This is a genomic window from Lachnoclostridium phytofermentans (genome assembly GCF_000733755.1).
Classification (GTDB): Bacteria; Bacillota; Clostridia; order Lachnospirales; family Lachnospiraceae; genus Lachnoclostridium; species Lachnoclostridium phytofermentans_A.
On record NZ_JPOF01000007.1, the window covers coordinates 118,517 to 145,489 of the forward strand.

A 26,973-nucleotide genomic window follows, 5' to 3' on the forward strand; every position below is an offset into this window, starting at 1 on the left:
AACCGCGTTATAGGATAGAGAAGTATCTTATGGTACATTTGTGATATTACAATAAGGAGGTTTGATATGACAGCTACTATGGATCTAAAAATAGCACAATTAAGAAAACGAAAAGGAGTAAGTCAACAGGAATTAGCAGATTTTTTAGGGGTAACGTTTCAATCTGTTAGTAAATGGGAGACAAAAACAACATTACCAGATATCACATTGCTACCACTTATAGCAGATTATTTTCAAGTATCCGTTGATGAACTTCTGGGGTTAAAACCTATCGAAGATTTAAAGTATATGCCCCGTAATACGGATGACCGGGAGAACTGGAAGAATCGGACGAATGTGATAGAACACGATCGTCTATTCTTTTGGAATGAGGATTATCTTAACTATCTCATAAAAGAGGTGTGGAGAATTCAGAAACCAGTTAATATCATTGAATTTTGTTGCTGCGATGGTGATCTTGGTAAGAGAATTCTTCCACTACTCCCAGATGGAAGTACTTATACCGGAGTTGATAGCCAATGTTTGATTGAAAGAGCGAAGAAGAATTTCTATGGAGAAAATGTAACCTACATTAGTACTGATATCTATCAATTTCATGCGGAATGTAAGTATGATGTAAGCATATGTCAGGCAGCGTTACGTCATATGAACTATCCGTTACAGATTTTAGATAGTATGAAAGAGGCTGTTTTGCCGGGCGGTCTTGTAATCTGTGTGGAAATTAATCGAGAGATTGAAAATGTTGGTTTCTACGTTGAAGGAATGAAGTATGATTCACTTTGCAATTCTTTTGATTGGAGAAAATTATGGTTAAAAGAATTGGATTGTGAGGGAAGGGATTATGCAATTGGAATGCGTTTACCTTTTCTTATGAGAGAGATAGGGTTAAAGGACGTTGACGTTAGAATGAATGATAAAGTATCATTTATCACTCCAGATAACAAGGATTATGAGAATCTATGTAATTCTTTTCAAACCTATCGAGGATTTTATCAAACAGAAGAGCAGACTATTTCAGAACAGGGAATTGAGTTCTATATGAGTAGAGGATACAAGCGTTCGGAAATAGAAAAGTTGATAAAATTTCAAATTGAGATGTCGAAGAGTTTTACGGATAATCAAGGTAACCTATCTTTCTTATTCTTCTTTGGATTTTTAATTTCATTTGGTAGAAGATAGTTTATTCCTATAGTTATCATACATATAATGGGTCAAGATAAGAATCCAATGAAAATAGAATCATTGGATTTTTTCTTATCCCATAAGAATGGTGCATGCATTCTTGTTACAACGGTACTTTTCATTCATTCGATCAATTACTATTTTGAAAAGAAGAATTAATATTTTAGTGTAGAAAATTATGTAAATAACTGTTAAAATAAAACTGGTAAGAACAAGATTTAATATGTAATATAGAGTTATTACTAAAGTTATTTTAGTATTTTATGTGGAGGGGAGTATGAATTATTATCAAGAGACAATAGAAACAGACAAAATAATTCCAGCCAGGATATATTTGGGAGATTCAAGTTCTGGTAACAATCATTATCCGCTCCATTGGCATGAACATCTGGAGTTTGATTTGGTTTTATCAGGAAGGATCAGAGGATATGTTAATCACAAACAGATAGAAATCGGTGCTGATGATTTCTTTTTTGTAAATAGCGAGGAACTTCATGAGACAAAAGCGGAGGATAGTGCACCATTTCGTACAGTGACGATCTTGCTATCCTATCAATTATTAAAAGAATATTGTCCGGAGATAGATCATTATGAGTTTGATTTCAAAGGGAAAAATATGGCAAAACAAAAGATTATTGAATTAATGAAAGAATGCGCCAGAGTCTATGAACGAAAAGAAGAGTATTATGAACTGGAACTTTCAATCTTGCTCAGAAAAATAGGTTATGTCTTATTAACGGATTGTAAAAGAAGAAAAGAAGTAATCAGTACAAACAGAGAGTTAAAGGATATGCACCAGATTAAAAAGATTCTCAGTTATATGGAGGTTAATTATGAAAACAGCTTTACACTAAATACAATTGCGGGTGAAATCGGAATGTCTCCTACCTATTTTTCTCGGTTCTTTAAAAAGTGTACTGGGGAATCTTACTATCATTACTTGAATAAAATCAGGCTTTATCATGCGCAGCTTGAATTGATGAATAGTGATTCTAATATTACCGTTATAGCTTATAGTAATGGATTTTCTAATGTTAAGTCCTTTATTGAAGTATTTAAAAAAGTTTATCATATAACTCCTGCAAAATACAGACTATCTAAGAAGCTTGATGCTATGTCTTGATACATAGTTTAAAGCGTCTTTTTAAGGAATAAGTTTATGAAAATTAACCTTCGGTTTTTATATCTTACTGCTATCGTTTAAACCTTTTTAACAAAAAATAGAGTTAAAGATAAAAATCTACAAAAAGATGGCTAAAATTAACAATACTTCTTTTCCTTCCCGTGATACGATGAACATATTACGAGAAGGGGAGGTACTAAGATGCATAGAGATTTGGAAGAAGCTTTTTTCAGAGTAATTGAGATATTAAAATTAGACAAAAGGTGTAAGGGTGGGTGGCATTATGGCTCAATCAGCCGTGGGGAATCAGATCTTTATTCTGATTTTGATCCGGTATTTTTAGTTGCGGATTCTGATTTTAAAGAATTTGCCGCAGACGTACCAAAGATATTAGAAAAGGTATCAGATGAGTTATTGATTTTTTGGGGAGAAAGCTTTAATGATGAGCATTTTAAAAATTATTGCAGTGTCATACGTTTGGGAGAAAACTTACATCAGTTTGATTTTTTTATCATTAATGAAGATTTTCCAGAAGATTGGATGTGCAGACAGCATTGTAAAGGTTGTACTAGAGAAACTATAATTTTTGACCGGGAAGGTGGAGTGGAAAGATTTCTTGACCATGGCTACCGTACCAACAATGACATCCCAGATACGGTACGTGCGATAGATACTTATTGGTTTCACGCAGAGATGCTAATTAAGTACTTTAAACGAAAAGATATATTTAAATTAATTAAAAATGTTGATATTCTTTTTCACAGCCATGTTGATTTATTACTTTCACAATATGACAACTTGGATTGGGGAGCATGGGAAAGTAAGGTAAAGCATTGTGTCCCAGCCGATAAGCAAAATCATCTAACCCAATATTTTGCAACCGCAGATTTTTCTTCTTATGAGAGTATGGTAAAAGAATGTATGCCTATCTTTTATGAGGATGCGAAAGAAATATGCAAAATCAAAGGTATAGAATATCCTGAAAATATTGCAAGAAAGGTAATGTCATACTTTCAGGATAGAATGCGAAAGGACGCAGAGTGGTAATATTATTAGCACTATTGTTTGGAAGGTTTACTTTCTTTTCTGTTTTGTATCACCTAATTGTCTTGCAGTTCCTATGATACGTTGGATTCTTGTACTATGGATATAATTAAATTCATATATTATATCAGTTTCACTAAAACGTGGAACCTAATTAAAATTCACGTTTGAAATCATGTTGTTATGATAAAATGGGAGGTGGACGATGAAAAGAGAGGATTTACCGCTACTTTTAGTAGACAACAGGAATGTTATGTCGATGATGAATGAAGGAGAATTTCGATGCAGCGGATTAAGTTTTGAGGAGGCAAAAGCAATTATCGAGATGCATGAGGAACGTGATATTATCCGTTGCTTTGCTGGTTATGACTTAGAAGAAATCGTATTTGATTATCTTGGCATTGAACAAAGAGGAATAAAGTATAAGAATATTGCGAACATGAGAGTTGGTCAAGATGCTATCGCTTTCAAGTTATTTATCACACCATCGGAAACACAGCCAGTAATTCAGACTCCAATCGGTTCAGAAGCAAAAAAGATTCAGAATATCTACGTGTATTGCCAATACATAACTAGGATTAGTTAGGAGAAAAAACTACGGAGATTCCAGTCACTATGAAATGGAGGAAGTATGAGGGAAGGATTAAGTCTTAGGATATTTCAAGATTCTGATTTAGAATATATGAAAGACTGGCTCTATCAGGATTATGTTGCTAAGTGGTATGAGCACCCGTTATCCTGGATTAGCGAAATAGCACATAGAAAAGATGTATATTCGTGGATTCATCATTTTATAGTGGTATATCAAGGATTGCCAATCGGATTTTGCCAGTATTATGAGTATAGGCAAAGTGGTGAGGATTGGCATGGTAACGTTGAGTTAGAAGGTACCTACAGTATCGATTACTTACTGGGTGATAGAAACTATCTGGGAAAAGGATATGGTACAGATATGGTTTACTTGCTGATTAATGAAATATCAAAACAGGATAGAGCAATACGTATTATTGTAAAACCTGAAGAAGAGAATAAAGCTTCGTGTAATACTTTATTATCTGCGGGTTTTACTTATGAGACGGAGAGCGATTTATATTTGTTTTGTTTAAAATAGGAAGGAATCAGTTACTCCTAATGAGATAATAGAAATAGAAGTAAAAGAGAAATAACACTATGTCAGATATGCATCGACAGATGAGATCAAGGAATTTCAGAATGAAAAGGAAAAAGCTTGATGAAAAGAGTTTGACAAAGGGAAGTGATTCCTAGTAATATAAAGAGGCTTGTAAAGAACCGTCACAAATCTTTTCATCGGTTTGTGACGGTAACTTTTTGCATTAAGATTCCTATTTATGTGTAACCTATCATACTGTAAAGTAAAATAGTAAAAGCATATGTTGTTATAGATATTTTTGGGACTTAAGCAAAAAACTACAAAAGAGAACTTGATAGGAAAGGAGCAACTTGTGAAACAGGGAAAATTAAGTGGTTTACTCCCGATAGGAGTTTTTTTAATATTGTTTATAGGAAGCGGAATATTGTTTGAGGATTTTTATGCAATGCCTGCCATTGTCGCGTTTCTACTGGCACTTGCAGTAGCTTTGATTCAAAATCCAAAAAAAAGCTTGTCTGAAAAGCTTCGTGTTGTGACAAAAAGTATGGGAGATGAAAATGTCATGACAATGTGTCTAATCTTTATATTAGCTGGGGCATTTTCAGGTGCTGTGCAGGCAGCAGGTGGAGTGGAAAGCACGGTGAATTTTGGGTTATCCATTATGCCACCCAAAATTGCTGTAGCTGGGCTTTTTATCATTGCTTGTTTTATCTCTATTGCAATGGGGACAAGCGTTGGAACAATTGCTGCTTTAACACCGATTGCGGTTGGGGTTGGTGAGAAAACAGGATTTACCATGGCTATGTGTATTGGTGCTGTTGTTTGCGGTGCAATGTTTGGAGACAATCTTTCTATGATTTCTGATACAACGATAGCTGCAACGAAGACACAAGGTTGTGAGATGAAGGATAAATTTAGAGAGAATTTTAAGATTGTACTACCAGCAGCGATTATTACAATTCTTTTATTCCTTTTATTAGCTGGGAATTCTGAATATAAAATAATTGGTGAACTTGAATATAATCTCTTTCGGATTCTACCGTACTTGGTCGTTCTAATTGGTGCTTTAGTTGGGGGCAATGTATTTGTAGTTCTTTTACTTGGAACATTTTGTTCCATTCTGGTAGGAGTTGTGAGTGGAACGATTCCGATTGCATCGATTTTTACTGTGATAGCAAGTGGTACGGATGGAAAAGGTGGTATCATGAGCATGTATGACATAACGGTAATTTCCATCGTGGTTGCAGGTATCATAGGTTTAGTGAAGGAAAATGGAGGAATCGATTATATCCTATCTTTAATTAAAAAAAGAGTAAAAACAAACAAAGGAGCGCAATTTGGGATCGCAGCGTTAAGTTCCTTAGTAGATATTTCTACTGCTAATAATACAATTGCGATTGTCATGGCTGGACCGATTGCGAAGGATATTTCAGAAGAGTTTCAAATTGAACCTAGAAGAACGGCTGCTTTACTAGATATTTTCACCTCAGTTTGGCAAGGAATCATACCATATGGTGCTCAGCTTTTATATGCTAGCGCAGGTGCTGCTGCTGTTGGAGTAACAATCGCACCGATGGAAATAATTCCATATCTCTTCTACCCTATTCTGATGGCTGTATCTGGGATTATCGCAATTCTTTGTAGTAAATCACCACGAGTGAAGTAAATCGATAAGATAAGAAAAGTAATAGGAAAAATATAAAGCATTCCTCTATCAAATGCTGTTAATGTAAGGATATCAACTCACCCCTGAAAAGGAGACAAATGTATCTTTATCCATGCATCAAGAGTGCTTGTCATGAAGGGAGACATTTGTCTCCTTTTTTTGATGAAAGAACTTTTTTGTAAACGAAACAATCAGAAAAAAATTTTGTAAGAGCAAAGACAATGTTATAATTCTTCCATCTTTTCATACTGAGTTATATCTGCTACAATTAATAAAATAATGAGTGAGGCTTAACAATGCTATTATAGGTAAGAGGTGTTTCTTGTCCTATCATTCGTACATTAAGTAAGGGGAAGGGAAGGTAGCCATGGGATATACATGTCTGGTAGTAGATGATGAGAAGGAACTTGCTATAGCAACTTGTGAATATTTTAATATGTTTGGTGTATCAACGACCTATGTGAGGAAGGAAAGAGACTGTCTTATGTTTCTTGAACAAAACGAAGTTAAATTATTATTATTAGATATTAATTTACATGAGGAAAGTGGATTTGAATTGTGTAAAAAAATACGTCAGTTTTCTGATGTTCCTATTTTTTTTATTAGTGCAAGACAAAGTGATGATGATATTTTAATGGCTCTTAATATCGGCGGTGACGATTATATTAAAAAACCGTATGCTCTTAGTGTATTACTTGCTAAGGTTAAGGTGGTACTAAAAAGACTAGAGGATACAAGAGAAAAACTTCCAATGCACTCAGGTAGAATAAGGGTTGATATACAGGCAAGGAAGGTGTACGTGGATGATAAGGAGATAGAGTTGAAAAACAAAGAGTTTAAGCTATTTCTTTATCTATATAAACATCCAAACGCTGTGATAACAAAAGATGAGTTATTTGCTAATGTTTGGGGAGATGCATTTTTTAGCGATGGTACATTAAATGTACATATTCGAAAGTTAAGAGAAAAGATTGAGAAAGACGCAAATAATCCAGAAATCATTAAAACAATCTGGGGAACGGGATATCGTTTGGAGTTATGAAACTAAAAAAATGGATGATCGGGATAACTTTTTTCATAGTTGGGTTGTATCTACTTACAATAGGATATCTAATGGATCAAACAGTCTCAAAATTAGATATATCTCAAATGAATGCAATAGTAAAAAGTGTAGAAAAACACCTTCTAAAGGGCGATGCAATATCTGACACTAAGAATACGATTACAGTGAGCCATGGCATTGATTTCGAAGTCATTCTGTGTGACGATCCAGAATATGACAAAAAAAATTATCAGGGATTAGCCTCTAGAGCTACGATTATGGATATTAAAAATGGTGAAACCATGATAGGAAAGGTTATATTTCCTCTTGATACCATGGCAGTGGATTCATATCGAAATCATTTATTACGAATGAGCACATTACTATTTGGATGTCTTTTACTTTTTGTATGGGGACTTGGTGCATTTTTTTATGTAAATTTTGTTTGGCCATTTATAAATCTTAAAAGCTTTGCTGCGAGCGTTGCTGCAGGGAATCTCGATCTCCCGCTACATATGAAAAAGAAAAATTATTTTGGTGCTTTTACAGAAAGCTTTGACCTTATGAGAGAAGAACTCAAAGCGGCAAGATTAGGAGAATTTGAGGCAAATAAAAGCAAAAAAGAGTTAGTAGCTAGTCTATCTCACGATATCAAAACTCCAGTATCAACAATAAAGGCATATTGCGAGCTGATTACAGTGAAAAGTAAGGAGACTGATACCGTACAAAAAGTTCAAATTATTAACGAGAAAGCGGATATGATTGACCATTTAATCAGTGATATGTTTCATGCTACATTAGAGGATTTAACCGTTCTAAAAATTAATGGTAAGGATGAATTAAGCACAATACTTAATGACATGCTGGAGCAGCTGAATCACTTTAAAAAAATACATATCGTAACACCAATTCCAGAATGTTTAATTTATTGTGATGCACTACGACTTAGCCAAGTAATCGATAATATCATCAACAATTCGTACAAATATGCAGGAAGCAAAATAGAGGTAACCACCTGTATTGAGCAGGAGTATCTAAAAATAGCCTTCCGTGATTTTGGAGAAGGAGTCGAGGAATGTGATTTACCTATGCTATGTGAAAAGTTCTATCGCGGTAAGAATAGCTCTAATACAAGCGGTTCTGGACTTGGGTTATATTTGGCAAAACAGTTTATGGAAGGGATGAAAGGAAGTCTTGATATCTATTGTGATCAGGGATTTGTGGTTACCTTATATCTTCGATTAGGATGAAGTGTAAAGAGAATTTCTAAGCGCCAAAAGACGACACCAAAGAAATTCTAAAGCTTTACACTTTTCATGCATAGTTTGTGCCTGCGTAATCCTCGGCACAGAATACAGAATGATTTCTTACTGAGTAGGCATGTTTTCAATAAAAGAGAAGGCGATGTTATAAAATAAGAAGATTTAAGAAACAGATAAGGATTTCATAAGAAATGGAAAAAGACTACTTAAGGTTCCAAACGTATAATAAGTTTATAAATTATATGGAGGAATGAAGGATGCCAACGATTTTAGAAGCGAAAATGTTATGTAAAACATTTTCTACTGGAAGTATACAGCAGCATGTATTAAAGAATCTTAATATACAGATAAAACAAGGAGATTTTACTGTTATTATGGGAAGTTCAGGTTCTGGGAAATCAACCTTATTGTATGCGTTATCAGGAATGGACCGTCCAACGTTAGGTGAAATAATCTTTCGAGATACTATGATTAGTCAGTACTCCAATGATAAATTAGCCATATTTAGAAGATCTCATTGCGGATTTATCTTTCAACAGATTTATCTAAACGAAACAATGAGTATCCTAGATAATATTTTAGTCAGTGGACTATTGGTATGTAAGGACCGTAAAACTATTTCAAGGAGGGCAAAGGAGTTACTTTCACAGGTTGGCTTGGATGATATGTGTTATAACAAATTTCCTTCCCAACTTTCTGGTGGAGAGGCACAAAGAGTTGCAATTGTTAGAGCATTGATTAATGAACCTGAGATAGTATTTGCTGATGAACCAACTGGTGCGCTTAACTCTGAAAATGCAACGAATGTTTTAGACGTCATGACAAAGATGAACGAAAAAGGTCAGTCCATCGTTATGGTTACTCATGATATTAAGACTGCAAGGAGAGCAAATCGTATTCTCTACCTTAAAGATGGTGTGATTCTAGATGAGTGTAACTTAGGTCCTTATAAAAAAGATGATAAAAATCGCCATACCAACCTTCATGAATTCTTACAGAAAATGGGGTGGTAAGTATGAAGCTATTTTTAATTGCAAAGAACAATATCAAAAGTTCACTTGCTACTTCTATTATTTTGGTTCTCCTTGTCATACTATCTACCTTTATGATGTATACCGGAATTGGTGTGGAAAGTCAGCTAAATGAGTTTGTAGATATTAAAAATGAAAGGCTAAATGGTGCTGATAGCACCCTCCTTGTTGGGAAATCAAGCCTTGATAAGGTAATTACCTTACTGAACCAAAGAGATGAAGTTAGTCAATATGAAGTACATGACAGTGTCTATTATACCTCTCCAAAGATTCGCAATATTACGAAACAAGATAAGGAAAAAAATCTGATTACTATTGTTTTAAATGCAAATGATCCTTACGAGATCAGCCAAATTCCTATTATTGATGAAGCTTCGGAAAAGTTAGAAAATGGTATCATAGTACCTTATATATTAAAAACTGCTGATCACTATGAAACTGGTGATGAGCTTGAGATTAAGGTTGATAATCATACTCATACTTATGTGATTGCAGGATTTTATGAAAATGTTATCTTTGCTACGCCAAGTAATATCTCGATGTATCAGTTTTTTGTGAATGATTCCATGTTTCAAACTCTTAGAGAAGATGTGGGAGAAAGTGCAAAACAAAGTGTTATTAATCTTCGCTTAGAGGGATTAAGTAGCGAGGAGTTTGAGAGAAGTTTTGGTCTTGAATTTAAAAGTATGACAGAGGAAAATGATTTTTTACAGATTCTATCTTATGATACGTTTAAAGAAGGGACCACAATGTTTGTGAACATTCTTATGGTCATACTAATTGCTTTTTCTCTGATATTATTAGTGATTGCTTTAGTTGTAATCCGATTTTCAATTATCGTTCATTTAGAAAAGAATATAAAAAATATAGGTTCTCTTGAGGCTATTGGGTATACAACAAAGCAGATAAAATATGCTTTATTACTTGAATTCTTTATGTTAACACTAGGAGGAATACTAGCAGGTCTGGCTATCGCTATACTAACGTCTTCTCCTGTTGGAAATATTATATCAGCTTCCATAGGGTTACAATGGATTGGGAATATTAGCGGTTTAGGAATCATTATTAGTATCATAATAAATTTACTAATGATTATTATTGTAACAGCTATGACCGCAAGTAAATTAAAAAGAATTACCCCATTGGTTGCTCTGCGTAGTGGTATTGAAACACATAACTTTAAAAGAAATTATATTCCGCTTGAAAAATCAAAATTAAATCTCAATTTAGCCATTGGTATTAAAGGGCTTTTGTTTAATAGAAAACAAAATATTGTGATGTCGGTGATTATCTCTCTTCTAACATTTGCTTGTGTATATGCGATTGGAATGTATTACAACTTTGTAATTGATGATTCTGCTTTACTAAACCTAGTAGGGGTGGAAACCTCTGAAATTCAAATGTCAGTGGATGCAAAAGACTATGATAAGGTTATTGACAAAGTGAAGGAAATGAAGGAAGTCACCAAGGTTCTTGATTACAATTGGGAAGATATGCTATTAAAAAATGGGGAAAAGGAGAGCCAGGTACGATTAGAGATAACGGATGATTTTTCGCTGCTTGAGATAGATACATTAATGACTGGTAGACTTGCGGAATATGAGAATGAAATCGTGGTTAGCAATAAAACGCTAGCTGATCTTGGATTAGAGTTAGGTGATAGTGTTACAGTATCCTCCTTCGGTAATGAAATGCAATATCTAATTGTTGGTGTGAAACAACATATTAGTGGACTTGGGAAGGGTGCTAGTCTTACAACAGAAGGGGTTAAGAGGCTAAAACCAAATTATAAGATAACAATGGCTTCTATCTACCTTTCAGATGGAGAGAATGTAGATGCTTTTATTAAAAAACTAAACAATGAGTTTTCTGATGTTGATAAACTGATTATTAATATTGAAGAATCTATTAATACAGTGATGGAATCATTCAACGGTTCCGTCTCAGCACTTTGCATCGTATGCGGTGGAATTACTATCATCACTGTAGTGCTAATATTGCTACTTTTAATCAAAGTGAAAATCATTAAGGAACAAAAGCAATACGGTATTTACAAAGCTCTAGGTTATACCACCTCGCAATTAATTTTACATGTTGGTTATAGTTATCTGCCAGTATTTTTATTGGGTGGTGTAATAGGATTAATCTTGGGAGTTCTTATGTCGAATCCATTTTCTCGGATGTTGCTAGCAAGTAATGGGATAATGAAGGTTAATTTTATCATGCCTTATCAATATATAGTTTTTATCCCGATAGGAATTGTTCTTATTTCAGTGGTAACGATATTGGTATCTTCACTAAGAATTAGAAGAATATCACCTACTAAACTATTTGATCAATAAGAGAATTTGAAAAAAATAATAGGGGGTGTATCAGAAAAAATACCAAAGACTTTTGTGATAGAACTTAGGAGTAATGTAGGTTAGGTTTTACTGCTTATAATTTGGAGTTATAAAGATAGTCATGAGTAAATGAGTGCTTTGGTTAGAAGGTGACTGATGGTATAGTAAAGGTATTATAATTAGTTATAAAAAAGTGGGTTCAAACATAATATTCCAAGAATTATTTACTGGAATATTATTTGAATCCACTATTTCATTTAATAGTCTTAATTTGAACCTATTTTATATATTTTTAGTCTTAATTTGAACCTATTTCATTTATTATAGCTTTAATTTGAACCCATTTTTTCTATTAAGACCTTAACATGGACCGACAAATTCTATTGATAAGTTATTTTACAGAAATATAGCGATCCTTCTTCGATTACTTTAATAAATTAATGAAGATAGTAATAACGGCTGAGTTAGCAAAATCGATAAAGAGGCAACCAACGATAGGAACAACAAAGTAAGGAGTTGGTACAAAGCCATACCGATTGGTTAGTTCGTCCATATTAGCTATTGCATTCGGTGTTGCACCCATACCAAAACCACAGGTGGCAGATGCAAAGACCGCTGCTTCATAGTTTTTTCCCATAAAGCGAAATGTAATAAAATATGCAAACAGTCCAACCAAGAATACCTGTGCTACCAATAAAATCAGAAGAGGTAGTGCCAAATCAAATAATTCCCATAGCTTTAATCCCATTAGAGCCATTGTTAAAAAGAAAGAGAGGCTAAGTCCACCAAGTGTCTCTATTTCTTTTTCTACAATTTCTATATGATTCATATCATATAGATTTCGGATGATTGCTGCGACGACCATTGCACCAATATAGGAGGGAAAGGTTAACTCCATGGTTTCAATCCATTCGGAGAAATAAGAACCTAGTCCCATAGCCAGAAACAGTAAGCAAGCACCCGTCATTAACTTTTTAAAAGATAGAATATTATGATTTTCTTCATTATAGTCGCCAACTGTGTTAGGCTGAATTTTTGAGTTTTCATCATGAACTGTTTTTAATTTTTTACGATGAATCAGGCTTCTGGCAACTAAGCCTCCAACAAGACTTCCCATGATAAGTCCAAAGGTAGCAGAGGCAATTGAAACGGTGGTAGCCCCAGAGACACCCATGTCTTCTAAAATCGGGCCAAAAGAGCCGGCAGTGCCGTGCCCTCCGACCATAGGGATAGAAGCGGTACAAAGCCCAAGTAATGGAGAAAAATCAAATAGGGCAGCCAATGATACACCTATCGTGTTTTGAAGAACAACAAGAAGTACTGCAAGTCCTAAAAAGGAAATAACTTTTAACCCACCTTTTTTTAATATTTTAAAACTTGCTGTAAATCCGATGCTAGTAAAAAAAGCAGTCATAAAAATGTCTTGTAGTGTAGTGTCCAATGTAATAGTCGCAAGATTGGAAAGTTTTAAAACTAATACTAAGAAAGAGAAAAGAATTCCACCAATGACAGACGGTGGGATACAGAATTTTTTTATCATTGTGAATTTATTATGCAAATATTTTCCAATATAAAAAACAATGGAAACCAAAGCCATTGTTTTATAAATGTCTAAATGTAGTTCCATAGAATTTGGTCCGTCCTTCGATGTAAAGTATAGTATTAGTATACTTGATATGAAGGAAAAAAAACATAATTTTAAAAGAATTATTGCATGGAAAAAAATCCAAGTAAACTTTTAGGGAGAGGAAACAAGCTTACTTGGATTTTCTGGGATATATTAGGTTATGTTAGAAATTAATCTCTTCGTTGTAAAAGCATGCCTTTAATAACTTTTCCATCTCTTCCTGAGTTGGGATTCTTGGATTTGAGCCAGTGCAAGCATCACCGATAGCATTGGCAGCAACTTCTGGTAATTTCTCTAAAAATTCTTTTTCATTAATGATTCCATTCTCATAATCCTTGATACAGCTTGGAATATTTAAGGAACGGTTCATTTGATTTAACTCTTCGATAAGAGCATCTACAAGTTCTGTTGTTGTATTACCCTTTAAGGAAAGTGCAGTTGCTATTTCAGCATAACGCTTTGCAGCTTCTTCATTTTTTGAATTAAATTTAATAACTTTTGGTAGGTACATTGCATTTGCACAACCATGAACAATATGTCCACCAGAGTAAGCTGCACCAGTTTTATGAGCCATCGAGTGAACGATACCAAGTAATGCATTGGAGAATGCCATACCTGCTAAGCATTGTGCATTGTGCATCTTATCACGTGCTTCCATGTTACCATCATAAGAAGGCTTTAAGTTTTCATGAATCATGCGGATAGCATGCATTGCAAGAGGGTCTGTATAGTCACAATGTAGTGTTGAAACATATGCTTCCACAGCATGAGTCATAGCATCCATACCAGTATGAGCGGTAAGTTTTGCAGGCATTGTTTCAGCTAAATCAGGATCTACGATAGCAACGTCAGGAGTAATGTTAAAGTCAGCAAGAGGATATTTAATACCTTTGTTATAATCAGTAATTACACTAAAAGCAGTAACTTCAGTTGCTGTTCCGGAGGTGGATGGAATAGCGCAGAATTTTGCTTTGGTACGTAAGGTTGGGAAGTTAAATGGAATAATCAGATCCTCGAAAGTTGTATCAGGATATTCATAGAATGCCCACATAGCTTTCGCTGCGTCAATTGGAGAACCACCACCCATGGATACAATCCAATCTGGTTCAAATTCTCTCATCATAGCAGCGCCCTTCATTACAGTTTCAACACTAGGGTCTGGTTCTACATTTTCAAATAATGAAACCTCCATACCAGCTTCTTTTAAGTAATCAATGGCTTTATCTAAAAAGCCAAAACGTTTCATGGAGCCGCCCCCAACAACGATAATTGCTTTTTTACCTTTTAAGTTTTTAAGTTCTGCTAAAGATCCCTTTCCATGATATAAATCTCTTGGTAGTGTAAAACGTGCCATAAATTGAGCCTCCTTTATGTATCTTTGTTAAATTGTTAAATCTTTAACAATAGAATAACACAGGTGATTGATATGGTCAATAGTAAAATGTTAAAAAAATAACAAACATTTCTCTGTTTTTTTGTTAGAGATTGATACTTAATTATACATAAAGATTACTGTTTCAATAAAATTATGTGGCAGATATATTTTATAGAATTTCAATAGAAAGGATGCTATAATAGGATAAATTTCAATGATTAGAGGGAATTGTATGGAAAAGGATAATCAAAAAAGATTAGAAGCATTTGAAAAGATGCTAGCAAGTGTTTCGGAAGAATATAATGATATCGTATCTAGGATGGAACGACTTAAAGCACAAGAGAAAGTAAAGTCCGTTACTTATCAACAACTTTTGGCAAGAAAATTAATGTATACCAATATGTTGGCTCTTTATGAATTATATGATTTAAGAGATAAGCAACTAAAATAATATATTATATCATATAAACATGAAGAATACCAGTAAAAACCAATAGAAAAATTTTGACTATTATGATAGAATGAAAAAATCTGTGAGGGAGTAGTTTGCAGCCAATGGCTGTGGTTATGTCAACATCATGATGAAAATCTGGCATTATCTTAAATAATGAGACTCATGGACAATAGGATTATCTTATTGTTCATGAGTCTTTTTTTTTCGGTGTGAAGGGATAGAAAAGGATAAATTAGAGGAATACTTATCATTAAATTCTTTATTCATCAAAATTGTTGCGTAGATAATTGTATTATGAATTATTAAAAATTTGTTTGGTACAAATACTACAAAAGACACATGGATAAATTACATTATCAATTGGAGGAAGACTATGATTTTCGTATTGTACATCATTGTAGCGATAGGGGTGATTTACTTGTCAAATAAAGCATCGGAGTATGTTGATTTACTTGATAAGACAACAAGCCTATCCGGAGCTTTCATAGGAGGAATATTACTTTCTGCGGTTACTTCATTACCAGAGTTATTTACAAGTATATCATCCACGTTATTTTTGGACAAACCGGGATTATGTATTGGAAATATCTTGGGTAGTAATTTGTTCAATATAGCAATTTTATCTCTGTTTATCTTAGTTATGAGTAAGGCATTCAAGCAGGCAAAACTATCGAAGAGCCATACCTATATTAGTATTTCAGTATTAATTATCTATATCGTGATACTGTTAAATAAAGCGAAAGTTCTTAATTTTGAGCTCTTAACGATTAGTATTACATCAATTATTATTGGTGTTCTTTATTTTCTTGGTGTTAAGAATATGTCATCAGAAAATGGGGAAAACGCTTCCGTGGAAGATTCTCATCAGGTGACCAATTTAACACTTAAGCAGATAATAACAAGATTTATCTTAGTAAGTATTGGTATCATTGTACTTAGTGTTATCATTACTTATATTACGGATGAGATTGCAGGGCGTCTTGGCCTTGGTAGTGGGTTAGCAGGTGCTATCTTTTTAGGAATTGCAACTTCTCTTCCGGAGGTATCCTCAACGATTGCTTTATTTAGGATGAGAAACTTTGATATAGCTGTTGGTAATATTATTGGTAGCAATTTATTTAACTTTTTAATTCTTTCCATTGCAGATGTTTTATACTTTGGTAATGGAATCTATGATTTTAGTGATCCGAAGACAATAAATCTAGCAGTATTTGGATTAATCGCTGCGGTTTTATTTACAATTTTCTTAAAATTAAGAGAAAAAGGGAAAAAGATTTTATATCCAATTGGAGTAATTGCTTGCTATCTTCTGTTTTTAATCGTGTAAGATAATAGGTTTCCAACAGAATCCATTATGATTTTTAAAACTCATCGATTATAATAACCTTGTAATCCTATAGAGGATAATTTCTAGGTTAGAAAAATTCTAATCTTAATCGTATAAAGGAGTTTTATCATGGAAATAAATAAAGAAAAAGCGATATGTAGATGCAAAAATGTGTTTTATCATGACATTGAGAAAGCAGTAAAAAATGGAGCTTCAACTTTTGAAGAAGTGCAAGAGGTCACAAATATTAGCACGGGATGCGGAAGATGTGAAAAAGAAGCCAGGGAAATTGTTGAGCACATCATTAAGACGAAAGCAAATCAATAATTTGTTATCAAAATAATTAAATAATTCACTGGGAAGCTGTAAACGAATATGTTTATGGCTTCTTTTATTTATGACAAGGAAAAGTTTACAAAGTGTGCTTTTTTTATTTAAGAATGAAAAAGTCTGTAAAGCCTGAGTTTCCTTGTATTATGTTAAATAATAGTTATATTTTATGAAGAAATAACAATCCGTCTCCCTACAGGTATGGCCAAACCTACTTTTTATATAGCTTGTATTTAAAAAGTGTTTTTAGTAAAATAAAAGTTATTAGATACATAGGAGTGGGAAGCATGAATATGAAAAGTATGGTACAGTTTTATCCTTCTATAGACGATAGTAAACTTGACTTCGCAGTTTTAGTAGCATTTTACCATGGAAAATGGGTATTATGTAAACATAGAGAAAGAGATACATATGAATTTCCTGGAGGAAAAAGAGAATGTGGAGAATCGATAGATGTGACCGCAAGAAGAGAACTGTTTGAAGAAACAGGTGCGATTAAGTATAATCTGAAACCAATTTGTGTCTATTCTGTAACAAGGGAAGGAGAACCGGAATCTTTTGGTATGCTTTATCTCGTAGATATCTTTGAATTTACGAATCTTCCAAACTATGAGATGGAGAAAGTTATTATAATTTCCAAACTTCCTGAGCAATGGACCTATCCAGATATACAACCAAGATTATTACAATATGTAATGAAAACAGACGAATACCATGAAGTTACTAAAAATAATAATTAGTCAAAAATACAGATTAGCTTAAAAAATAGAAATTAGCTCAGAAAATTTGTATAAAGGGGAGTCGGTATGACAAAATCAGAATACATAAATAATCCTGGCAGGATGGCATCTCTTCCTTTTTGGAAAGAACAAAAGTATGGTAACTTAAGCACAATGAAAATAATTCATGAGGAAAATTATCTAGAATCGGATTATAAAGTTTATTCAAAGAAACATTACTTTAAGCTAACTCATCGTTTAAATGAAATACCACGACAGGAAATAGATTCCACTCTTGAAGTAGGTGAAATAAAGAAAGAACAGATTGAATTAGTTGCAGAATTTATTAATCAATGTTATAAAAATATACATGTATCTAAGGATGAAGTGAAGAAGTGGATGGAAGAGAGAGTGTATTCGCGTGTGGCATATTTTATCACCACTCATATAGCATATTGGACAAAAAGAGACTGAAATTATGAAACACCTTTTACGAAAATAGGAAAGAAATAATTTACAGTAGTCATAGTGAAAATATATAATGTAAAATACTGATTACGAAAAAAATTAATAGTATAGGAGAATAAGATGTTTTGCGAGAAAGAACCATATATCTTAGTTTTTGGAGTTTCTATCTATGATATCATAGGATTCACTAATCAAAACTATAAGCCACATGATTCTAATCCTGGAAAGGTTAGAGTTTCCTTCGGAGGTGTCTGTAGGAATATTGCTGAGAATATGGCTAGAGTAGGAGTCAATACAAAGTTTATCTCAGTTGTTGGTGATGATGAAAAAGGAAGAAGTTTATTAGAGCATGCGAAAAAGATGAAGCTTGATATGAATGATTCTTTAATTGTAAAGGGAGAGTCCACACCAACCTATATGGCAATCCTTAATGAAGAAGGGGAGCTAGAAGCTGGAATTGTAGATATGAAGGTTACAGAATACATTACAGAGGAGTTTATTGATTCTAAGGCTGAATTGTTTGAACAAGCGGACTATGTGGTACTTGGTGCAGACAATCCACCGCTTCTTGAGTATATTCTAAAGAAATTTTATGGGAAAACTAAGTTTATTATGGATCCTGTTTCTTCAGCCAAAGCAAAACATTTAAAGCATCTGCTCCCATACCTTCATACAATAAAACCAAATCGCTTAGAAGCTGAAATCCTATGCGGATTTCCAATAAAGGATATGGCAGATGTAAAACGTGCAGGAAAACACTTTTTGGAGCTTGGTTTACAAAAAGTTTTTATAAGCTTAGACATGCAGGGTGTATATTATAATGATAGTAAATCGGAAGGCCTATTAAAGGCGGACAAAGTATCCGTTGTAAATGTTACAGGAGCTGGTGATTCATGCGTGGCTGGTTTAGGATTTGGTTATATGAACGATATGAACACTCTTAATACATTAAAGATGGCAATCGCAATGTCAGTAATAACAATTGCTCATGAGGATACCATACATCCTGATATGAGTTATGATTTAGTGGAAAAATCGATGGAATCAATCACATGGGTAGAGGATAATGTATTCTAACAAATCGTAAAAGCTATTGTAAGAGTGCAATACATTCATTAATATTAGACTGTATGTATACTATTTCAATGTGCAGAATATGGCCATCTAAAATATGGCTTAGGAATTGATCGTTCCGAAAAAGGTATTACAAGTTGAAACGGTAGGATGGAAATATCTGTTTGAAAAGGAGTATCAAGAGGAATGTTATCTTGAGTTTGAGTATCCGTGGCAGCAGGGGCTTAATCGGTTGTTTTTGTTACGAAAAAAATCAATGGAAAGATTCTGCGATAAATAGCTCAGATAAAGATCTTAGTATTACGACAGATAACGCTTTAAAAGAAATAGAGTGTTCACTCTAAAAGAAAGATTGACATATCTATCATATACGGTAAAATTATATTATTATTAAGGTTTTCAAATTTTATCGAGAGGATGTGTTTTGCTCGTCATCGGCAAACTGTGTAATCATAAACTGTTAAGCTGATGTACGGAAAGAGAATAAATCAAAAGTAAAGCTAGGAAAAACTCTGCTGTAATAGCAGCTTTTTTTCGTATGTTTCTTTTGAATTTATCTCGGCAAAACTTTTTAAGGCTGCAGAGATATTCTGTGGCCTTTTTGTGTATGTCAATTTGTTTATAAGAATTACAATGTAGACTTACTTGTTGTACATACTATTCCGTTTTGACTGATGGCTAGGATTCTTAAGAAACTTAGAAATTTAATTGTTTTTGTATAAAATGAAATTCTTGATATGAAATATGTACTAGTGAAACGAGCTTATGATGTAAATAAAGTCGTTATAGTGACAGAAGAGAGGAAAGTATGAAAATAGAACAAGTTAAGAATACAATAGAACGCAAAGCCATTACTAAGCATGTCTTAACGAAGTTACCAGATTGGTTCGGAATACCAAGCTCAACAAATGAATATGTCGAAAACAGCGGCTCCTTATCAATGTGGGCAGCTTACCATGGGGAGGAAGTAGTGGGATTTCTATCATTGTTACAACATAATGAGTACAGCGTAGAAATCTACGTCATGGGAATAATCCCTAATTATCACCGGAGAGGAATCGGAAAAAGGTTATTTCACTGTGCTTATGAATGGTGTCAAAGCAATAAGATAGAATATATACAAGTTAAGACGCTAGATGAGAGTAGTAATGATCCATCCTACGCAGAAACAAGAGAGTTCTATTACAGTATGGGATTTCGTCCACTAGAATGTTTTAAAACTTTATGGGATGAATGGAATCCTTGTCTTGTTATGGTACAAAAGATTGAAAGATGATGATATTTGCACTTTATTTTGTTCAGTGGTAGAATAGCGTTAGTTAACGAATAGCCAATTGAATAATAGGCATTCTATGAAGCAAGTTTGTGCTGCGCCAAACTTGAGCCATTAGCTGCTCGAAAAGACAGTCGCAGCATGGAGGATAAATATGACATTGTACGAACAATTGAAAAATTATAAACCATATAATGAGCAAGAGGAGAGAGATAAAGAAGCAATGTTGTGGTTTATGAAACATTCTGAGAATGTTTTTACACGGGATAATACAATTGCTCATTTTACTGCATCTTCATGGTTGGTTAATAAAGATAGAACAAAGGTAGTCATGGTGTATCATAATCTCTATGATTCTTGGGCATGGACAGGTGGACATGCAGACGGGGAGGAAGACTTGTTACATGTGGCAGTAAAAGAGGCGAAAGAAGAAACCGGATTAAAGAATGTTACACCTGTCAATTCAGACATATTTTCAGTCGAAATGTTGACGGTGGATGGGCACATCAAGCGTGATTCCTATGTTTCTTCTCATCTTCATATCAATGTTACTTTCCTTTTAGAGGCTAACGAGAAGGAAGATTTATCAGTAAAACCAGATGAGAATAGCGGAGTTAGATGGTTTACCTTAGAGGATGCAGTTACAGCGTGTAGTGAGCCATGGATGAAACAAATTTATCAGAAACTTAATGAGAAACTTAAAAAGTATAGTGACTAAATCACATACAATTGGTATAATTTTGTTATAGCATGTAGGATAATTGGGTATTTTGACCCAAAATGTACAAAAAGGGTGAAAATTGTTTAAGGGGCTAAAGAAAATAGTAGGAAAGAATTCGGATATGGCTATTGTAGTAATGCAAAATACAATGTAAATGTAAAAGGAGAAAGTACTATGAGATTGAGACGAAAAGGTTCTTGTGCTGAGATGGGTTGCATCTTAAAGTTTGTAGAGGATGCGATGTCAGGCAAGGAGGTTAGTTGGCCTTCCAGTAATCATGCGATTCACAATCAGGTAATGAATAATTTTAATACCTTGATTGAGAATGAAAAAAGAATGTCAATGGCAGCGAAGGAAGTATTGGATATTGCAAGTTCCATCAGTAGTTTTGATGTGGGCATGTCTTATATTTCAACAAAATTAATGAATTTTGCAAAAGAAATGGCTTCCGTAAGTGAATCCAATCTCGCGATTGTGGAAGAAACAACTGCAACAATGAATCAAGTAAATGAAACAATTGATTATACAGCAGATACCTTAGAGAACCTGTCCCATGAATCTGAAGTTTTAGCTTCTAAGAACAATGATAGTAAAGAGCTATTAAATGATGTTACAGCGTTGAAAGAAAATGTAATTGGTGATACCAAGATTATGAATGATAAAATTGATCAACTTGTTGTTTTAGCAACCGAAGTTAGCAAAATTGTAGAAAGTGTTCAAACAATTGCAAATCAAACGAATTTGTTAGCATTAAATGCAGCGATAGAAGCAGCAAGAGCAGGAGAGCAAGGAAAAGGTTTTTCTGTCGTAGCAGAAGAAGTTCGTAAGCTTGCTGATGATACAAAGCATAATCTCGAAGGAATGAGAGCATTTGTAGATGATATTCACAATGCCTCGAGAGAAGGAAAAGAAAGCATGGATCGTGCATTAGTATCAACCAATCAGATGAGTGAGAAGATTGATATGGTATCTGGTACAATTGGTGAGAATATCGAAATGCTTCAAGGTGTAGTATCGAGTGTAAGTGAAATACATACTTCAATGCAAGGAATTAAGCTTGCGGCCAATGAGATTAGTAGTGCTATGGAAACATCAAGTGCTGATGCGCAACATCTTAGTGAGATGACTCAGGAGGTTTCTCATGATGCTCTAGAGAGCGTAAGATATTCAAAAAATATTGGAGAAATAGATGATCGATTGACGGAAGTACTAAATCATATGTTTGAAGGATTACGTACTGGAACACAAGCAGTTACGAATGCAGAACTTCAAAATGTGATTGAGAAGGCAGGAAAAGCCCATACTGAGTGGATGATAAAGTTAAAAGATATCGTGGATACCATGCAGTTAGCTCCATTACAGACAAACTCTCACAAGTGTGCTTTCGGGCATTTTTATCATGCACTTGTAATAGAGCATGAGGCAATTGTGAAGGAATGGAAACAAATCGAAGGATTCCATGACCAATTCCATAGTATGGGAGATAAAGTGATAAAAGCTGTGAAGGATAAAGATAGGAAGCTGGCGAGTGAATTATACAACGAGGCATCTGGTGTCTCTACACAGATACTAGACTTACTGAATACCGTGAATCAAAAGATTGATGTATTAAATAAACAAGGGATTAAAATATTTGAATAAGTAAAAACAATAAAAGAGCAGTTAAGACTGCTCTTTTATTACATTTAAATTTCTGATTTCATTTCGTAGCTTAAAAAGATTACTGGTTAAATCGATTGGTGCAATTATTCTAGCATAAGACAAAAACTGGAGACTGGAAAGATAATCAACAATAATACAACTATTTTCTAATGATTCATCGGAAAGCATGTCAATTCATATACTAGTAATGATAGCAAAAAAGAGAGTTTCCATGGGAAAATATAAAGTTGCAGTTTATACTATATGTAAAAATGAAGAAAAGCAGATAGAACGCTGGATGGAGTCTGTGAAAGAAGCAGATCTCATTATGGTTGCCGATACGGGGTCAACAGATAAATCGGTGGAATTATTAAGAGAAAAAGGGGCTACGGTTCATTGTATTGAAGTAATTCCTTGGCGATTTGACGTAGCTAGAAACAAAGCACTTTCTTTCTTGCCAGAAGATGTTGATATCTGTGTTTCTGTTGATCTTGATGAAATATTTGATCCTGGTTGGAGAGAAAAATTAGAAAATGTTTGGACTAACACGACTACGAGAGCTAGATATTCCTATACTTGTCTTTTTTATGCAGATGGTTCTAGGGGGCCAACCTTTTTATTCAATAAAATTCATAGTAGAACAGGATATCGCTGGATAAAGCCGGTGCATGAGGAATTAGAATTTATCGGTGAAGGCGAGGAACAAATTGTCATTGAAAGCACCATACAGCTAAATCATTATCAAGATTTAGCGAAGTCAAGATTTCAGTATCTACCACTTCTTGAGATGTCTGTTGAGGAATCTCCTAACGAGGATAGAAATGTGCATTATTTAGGAAGAGAATATATGTTTCATGGACAACATGAGAAGGCAATCCAGATGTTAAAAAGGCATCTGTCTTTAGAATCTGCTAAGTGGATAGAGGAAAGAGCTGCTTCGATGAGATTTATTGCACGTTGTTATCTTTCTTTAAATAATCTATCGGAAGCAAAATCCTGGCTATACCGTGCAATCGCAGAAGCACCAAATCAGAGAGAACCCTATGGCGAGATGGCGCGTTTTGCTTATCAAAATAAAGAGTATCTACTCGCACTTTGTATGATAGAAGAAGCTTTTAAAATAAAAGTGAAGCCTAACTACTATCTGGATGAAAAATTTTGCTGGGATGAAACCTTATACGATATTGGTGGGGTCGCTGCTTTTTATGTGGGATTAGTAGAAAGAGCGTTAGAGTTAACAAAGAGAGCCATGGAGTTGGCTCCGGATGATCAGAGGATTCGAGATAATTTTATTTTGATACAAAATAAATTACAATGATTAAGGTAAGAGGATAACCAACAAAGCTATAGAATGTTATTTGAAGTTACTTGCAAATTGCATTCTATAGCTTTTCTCTATCATTCAGTTTTTGTTATTACATTTCTACAGTATATTCCATAACATTCTATAACAAAGATGTAGAAAGTTTAGATTTGAAGAACTTTGTGACTTTTTAGATTCATGGCAAGAAACAGTTCGCGTAGCGTGCTTTTACTTGTTGATAGGGAGATTACAGGTATTGCCCTGTTAATTCTTTAAAACTATAAGATACGTAATTCCTCACAAAAACATAAGATAGAAATACGTTTCACATTATTTCTCCAAATGTCATTATAGATTTCATCTATATCTTCACTAATTTTCTTAGCTTCTTTACAAATACATGGAACATCATAGTAAGCAGCAACTACAGTGAAACAACTTTTGTCTTCTTTGGATTGATAAAGTTGCAACCCTGCATAAAAATCAGGGTATTTACTGCAAAGATACTCGTCTAACTCATTGCTAAACTTGATATAATCGTCAACATAGTAAGGTCTCACGAAAATTCCATTTACATTTAATAATAGGTTGGAGAAATCGTTATTATTTTTTATAGATTCACTCATATAGACACCTCCTTTATCTACGGGATGACTCTACAATATCATATGTCGAATAGACTAGAATGGTGTCATATTATGTTGTTATTAGGTATTGTAATCTAACGAATTACAAAACCCTCTCCGAGAACTTCGTTGGACTCAAGGATAATGATAAAACAATCTGGATCAACATGTTTTACAGCCTGTTCTAACTGATACATTTGCTTATTGTTACAAGCACACATCACTACTTGTTTGTCTTCCTTTTTGTAACCTCCAGCTGCATTCAGTATTGTTGAGCCCCTTTGACAAGATTGTTCAATTGTTTCGGTTATTAAGTCACCATGAGGTGTGACGATAAGAGCTACTTTACCAGAATTGATACCATACATAACTTTATCCACTGCAATTGCAAATAAATAGTTAATTATCATACCGTAGATGATACCATCCATATCACGGAATAGAATTCCACCAATTAAAATAATACCTACGTCTGATAAAAATGCAATCTTACCTAAAGAAATGTGTGGATGTAAAGCTTTTACAGACATAATAATAAAATCGGATCCGCCAGTGGAGGAGTTTCTCATGTAGATCATAGCGTAACCAAGACCACCTAATACACCAGTACATATAGCCGCTAGTAAACGGTCACCTTCGTACATTGGAAGAAGAGGACCAACGTAATCGATCATTAAGGAAGAAATAATCATACATCGAAAAGAACGTAAGAAGAATCCTCTTCCCAATAAACGATAACAAATTAGAGCGACAGGGATATTTAAGACGATTGTGGTAATACCAATAGGCAATGAAAAGAGTCGATTTAAGATAAGGGCAATCCCTGAAAATCCTGTCATTGGAAATTCTGCTTGTGCGGCGAAATTATAAAGACTAATGGCAATCAAAAAGCTACCGATTATTTCTACAAGAATATCAATTGCTACTGTTTTATTACATATGGAGGAACGAATCTTTTTTAACGATTCGTTTAGCATTAATTTATTAGTTACGTTTCGTTTCATAAGGAATCCTTTCTGCATGGTTTTCTGAATTGTGCTCGTATTATTTATTTTCATCCTATTTTATAGGATGTGTAAACTTACATAACTTTACACAAAAAAAAGAGCGGTAACGAATTAAAAAATTATAATTCGCTAACGCTCTTCTTTTAATAACATATCATAACTTGATAATTATGTCAAATAAGTCCTTACTATTGATGTATTGTTGGTATGGTAATGTAAATAAAAAAGAATAACAGTAACAGTGTTAAGGTGTAGGAGATGTAACAGTTTCATACACCTTTCAGCGTTCAAAAAAATGGAGGATAAGTGTATTCTTCCCTTTTCTTCATCAAGTATCTTTAGTTTAGTATAATCTCTTGGAGTCATACTGTCGCACTAAACGACGGTAGACAAAGGGGCTGATGAAAATAACTGAGTAGTAATCAGTTGTACGAAAAAAACATACACCAGAAAAAATATATGTGATAATACGCTTCGATTATGGTATACTTTTTATATCGTATCGGGGCTCTTTCCATTATGAAAGGAGCGTTACTATGAGTGCAAAAAGACGAGATAGCTTGAATCGTACAGATATTGTTTTGGACAATGGAAGAATCAATGTTACATTACAGAAAATGAAAAGTTGTAAAAATACTAAATAAGCAAAGAAAAGACTATAATAAAGGAGTTTACAATACATGATAAAAGTACTATTTGTCTGCCACGGCAACATCTGTCGTTCACCAATGGCAGAATTTGTATTCCGAGATATGATTAAGAAAAACGGTCTAGAATCTAGGATTAGTTGTGAATCTAGTGCAACAAGTACGGAAGAAATCGGTAATTCGGTTCATTATGGGACTAAGAAAAAACTAAAAGAGGTTGGTATCTTAGTGGAGGGAAAACAGGCAGTCCAACTAAAGCGTAGCGATTATGATAAATATGATTTGCTTTTAGGAATGGAACAACGAAATGTAACTAATATGCTTAGAATTCTAGGTAGTGATCCAGAAGGAAAGGTTAGGAGACTTCTTGATTATTCCAAACATCCACGAGATATAGCGGATCCTTGGTATACGGGAGATTTTGAAACAACTTATCAAGACGTTTATGAGGGATGTGATTGTTTATTGACATACCTTCTAGATCATTATGGTAATAAATAATAGTAGATAATAGTTACTAAGGAGACGTGCAAGTATAGGAAGTGTGACCATACTTGCGAAAGAGTGTTGGAAGCATC

The 26,973-nt window shown here is 34.0% G+C and carries 25 protein-coding genes; 21 read left to right on the plus strand and 4 right to left on the minus strand.

All coding sequences use genetic code 11. The features are described 5' to 3' along the window. Nucleotides 1-66 precede the first annotated feature (66 nt). The 10 genes from CC92_RS21150 to CC92_RS0116520 all read left to right on the plus strand — a co-directional run bounded on the left by CC92_RS21150 (nucleotide 67) and on the right by CC92_RS0116520 (nucleotide 11,803). Nucleotides 67-1,179, plus strand: coding sequence for a helix-turn-helix domain-containing protein (locus CC92_RS21150; protein WP_034218557.1), 1,113 nt, complete (start codon nucleotides 67-69; stop codon nucleotides 1,177-1,179). 280 nt (nucleotides 1,180-1,459) lie between these two features. Further along, a complete protein-coding gene (locus tag CC92_RS0116480) occupies nucleotides 1,460-2,305 on the plus strand; it encodes a helix-turn-helix transcriptional regulator (protein ID WP_029501543.1) in 846 nt (281 codons plus the stop codon). Between the two features lie 201 nt (nucleotides 2,306-2,506). Beyond that, a complete protein-coding gene (locus CC92_RS0116485; protein WP_029501542.1) occupies nucleotides 2,507-3,352 on the plus strand; it encodes an aminoglycoside 6-adenylyltransferase in 846 nt (281 codons plus the stop codon). Between the two features lie 202 nt (nucleotides 3,353-3,554). Beyond that, a complete protein-coding gene (locus tag CC92_RS0116490; protein WP_029501541.1) occupies nucleotides 3,555-3,935 on the plus strand; it encodes a hypothetical protein in 381 nt (126 codons plus the stop codon). A gap of 45 nt (nucleotides 3,936-3,980) precedes the next feature. Beyond that, entirely contained in the window at nucleotides 3,981-4,460 is a 480-nt protein-coding gene (locus tag CC92_RS0116495) for a GNAT family N-acetyltransferase (protein ID WP_029501540.1), read from the plus strand. A 352-nt stretch (nucleotides 4,461-4,812) separates the two neighbouring features. Then, nucleotides 4,813-6,126: a Na+/H+ antiporter NhaC family protein gene (locus CC92_RS0116500; RefSeq protein ID WP_242841316.1), complete on the plus strand. Its 1,314-nt coding sequence runs from the start codon at nucleotides 4,813-4,815 to the stop codon at nucleotides 6,124-6,126. Nucleotides 6,127-6,493: 367 nt separating this feature from the next. Beyond that, complete coding sequence (locus CC92_RS0116505) at nucleotides 6,494-7,168, plus strand: response regulator transcription factor (RefSeq protein WP_029501538.1); 675 nt, start codon at nucleotides 6,494-6,496, stop codon at nucleotides 7,166-7,168. A 71-nt stretch (nucleotides 7,169-7,239) separates the two neighbouring features. Then, complete coding sequence (locus CC92_RS0116510) at nucleotides 7,240-8,418, plus strand: sensor histidine kinase (protein ID WP_162175531.1); 1,179 nt, start codon at nucleotides 7,240-7,242, stop codon at nucleotides 8,416-8,418. Nucleotides 8,419-8,687: 269 nt separating this feature from the next. Then, entirely contained in the window at nucleotides 8,688-9,443 is a 756-nt protein-coding gene (locus CC92_RS0116515) for an ABC transporter ATP-binding protein (RefSeq protein WP_029501536.1), read from the plus strand. A 2-nt stretch (nucleotides 9,444-9,445) separates the two neighbouring features. Continuing rightward, nucleotides 9,446-11,803 (plus strand): ABC transporter permease, encoded by a 2,358-nt coding sequence (locus CC92_RS0116520; protein WP_029501535.1) that lies wholly within the window; start codon nucleotides 9,446-9,448, stop codon nucleotides 11,801-11,803. Between the two features lie 424 nt (nucleotides 11,804-12,227). Here the strand turns inward: CC92_RS0116520 and gltS are convergent, their stop codons facing one another. After that, on the minus strand, nucleotides 12,228-13,430 hold the full coding sequence (gene gltS / locus CC92_RS0116525) for a sodium/glutamate symporter (protein WP_029501534.1): 1,203 nt from the start codon (nucleotides 13,428-13,430) through the stop codon (nucleotides 12,228-12,230). Nucleotides 13,431-13,593: 163 nt separating this feature from the next. Next, complete coding sequence (locus CC92_RS0116530) at nucleotides 13,594-14,784, minus strand: iron-containing alcohol dehydrogenase (protein ID WP_029501533.1); 1,191 nt, start codon at nucleotides 14,782-14,784, stop codon at nucleotides 13,594-13,596. Nucleotides 14,785-15,037: 253 nt separating this feature from the next. On the opposite strand from CC92_RS0116530, the gene CC92_RS0116535 reads away from it, so the two are divergent. The 10 genes from CC92_RS0116535 to CC92_RS0116580 all read left to right on the plus strand — a co-directional run bounded on the left by CC92_RS0116535 (nucleotide 15,038) and on the right by CC92_RS0116580 (nucleotide 24,130). Further along, nucleotides 15,038-15,256, plus strand: a complete 219-nt coding sequence (locus tag CC92_RS0116535; protein ID WP_029501532.1) for a hypothetical protein — start codon at nucleotides 15,038-15,040, stop codon at nucleotides 15,254-15,256. 376 nt (nucleotides 15,257-15,632) lie between these two features. Continuing rightward, nucleotides 15,633-16,586 carry a sodium:calcium antiporter gene (locus tag CC92_RS0116540; RefSeq protein ID WP_029501531.1) on the plus strand — a complete coding sequence of 318 codons (954 nt, stop codon included), beginning with the start codon at nucleotides 15,633-15,635 and terminating at the stop codon, nucleotides 16,584-16,586. Between the two features lie 129 nt (nucleotides 16,587-16,715). Further along, nucleotides 16,716-16,913 (plus strand): (2Fe-2S)-binding protein, encoded by a 198-nt coding sequence (locus tag CC92_RS0116545; RefSeq protein ID WP_242841315.1) that lies wholly within the window; start codon nucleotides 16,716-16,718, stop codon nucleotides 16,911-16,913. 290 nt (nucleotides 16,914-17,203) lie between these two features. Then, nucleotides 17,204-17,656: an NUDIX hydrolase gene (locus CC92_RS0116550; protein WP_242841314.1), complete on the plus strand. Its 453-nt coding sequence runs from the start codon at nucleotides 17,204-17,206 to the stop codon at nucleotides 17,654-17,656. Between the two features lie 66 nt (nucleotides 17,657-17,722). Beyond that, a complete protein-coding gene (locus CC92_RS0116555; RefSeq protein ID WP_029501528.1) occupies nucleotides 17,723-18,109 on the plus strand; it encodes a hypothetical protein in 387 nt (128 codons plus the stop codon). A gap of 114 nt (nucleotides 18,110-18,223) precedes the next feature. Beyond that, complete coding sequence (locus tag CC92_RS0116560) at nucleotides 18,224-19,180, plus strand: carbohydrate kinase family protein (protein ID WP_029501527.1); 957 nt, start codon at nucleotides 18,224-18,226, stop codon at nucleotides 19,178-19,180. 805 nt (nucleotides 19,181-19,985) lie between these two features. Beyond that, nucleotides 19,986-20,453 carry a GNAT family N-acetyltransferase gene (locus CC92_RS0116565; RefSeq protein WP_029501526.1) on the plus strand — a complete coding sequence of 156 codons (468 nt, stop codon included), beginning with the start codon at nucleotides 19,986-19,988 and terminating at the stop codon, nucleotides 20,451-20,453. A 151-nt stretch (nucleotides 20,454-20,604) separates the two neighbouring features. Further along, complete coding sequence (locus tag CC92_RS0116570) at nucleotides 20,605-21,168, plus strand: NUDIX hydrolase (protein ID WP_029501525.1); 564 nt, start codon at nucleotides 20,605-20,607, stop codon at nucleotides 21,166-21,168. A 177-nt stretch (nucleotides 21,169-21,345) separates the two neighbouring features. Continuing rightward, nucleotides 21,346-22,812, plus strand: coding sequence for a methyl-accepting chemotaxis protein (locus CC92_RS0116575; RefSeq protein ID WP_029501524.1), 1,467 nt, complete (start codon nucleotides 21,346-21,348; stop codon nucleotides 22,810-22,812). Between the two features lie 232 nt (nucleotides 22,813-23,044). Further along, the gene (locus tag CC92_RS0116580) at nucleotides 23,045-24,130 is read left to right on the plus strand and encodes a glycosyltransferase (RefSeq protein ID WP_029501523.1); all 1,086 of its coding nucleotides are present in this window, start codon (nucleotides 23,045-23,047) and stop codon (nucleotides 24,128-24,130) included. 263 nt (nucleotides 24,131-24,393) lie between these two features. Here the strand turns inward: CC92_RS0116580 and CC92_RS0116585 are convergent, their stop codons facing one another. Then, complete coding sequence (locus CC92_RS0116585) at nucleotides 24,394-24,741, minus strand: hypothetical protein (RefSeq protein WP_051650584.1); 348 nt, start codon at nucleotides 24,739-24,741, stop codon at nucleotides 24,394-24,396. 95 nt (nucleotides 24,742-24,836) lie between these two features. Beyond that, nucleotides 24,837-25,718, minus strand: coding sequence for a YitT family protein (locus CC92_RS0116590; protein WP_051650942.1), 882 nt, complete (start codon nucleotides 25,716-25,718; stop codon nucleotides 24,837-24,839). Nucleotides 25,719-26,428: 710 nt separating this feature from the next. On the opposite strand from CC92_RS0116590, the gene CC92_RS0116600 reads away from it, so the two are divergent. Continuing rightward, nucleotides 26,429-26,896 (plus strand): low molecular weight protein-tyrosine-phosphatase, encoded by a 468-nt coding sequence (locus CC92_RS0116600; RefSeq protein WP_029501520.1) that lies wholly within the window; start codon nucleotides 26,429-26,431, stop codon nucleotides 26,894-26,896. Nucleotides 26,897-26,973 lie beyond the last annotated feature (77 nt).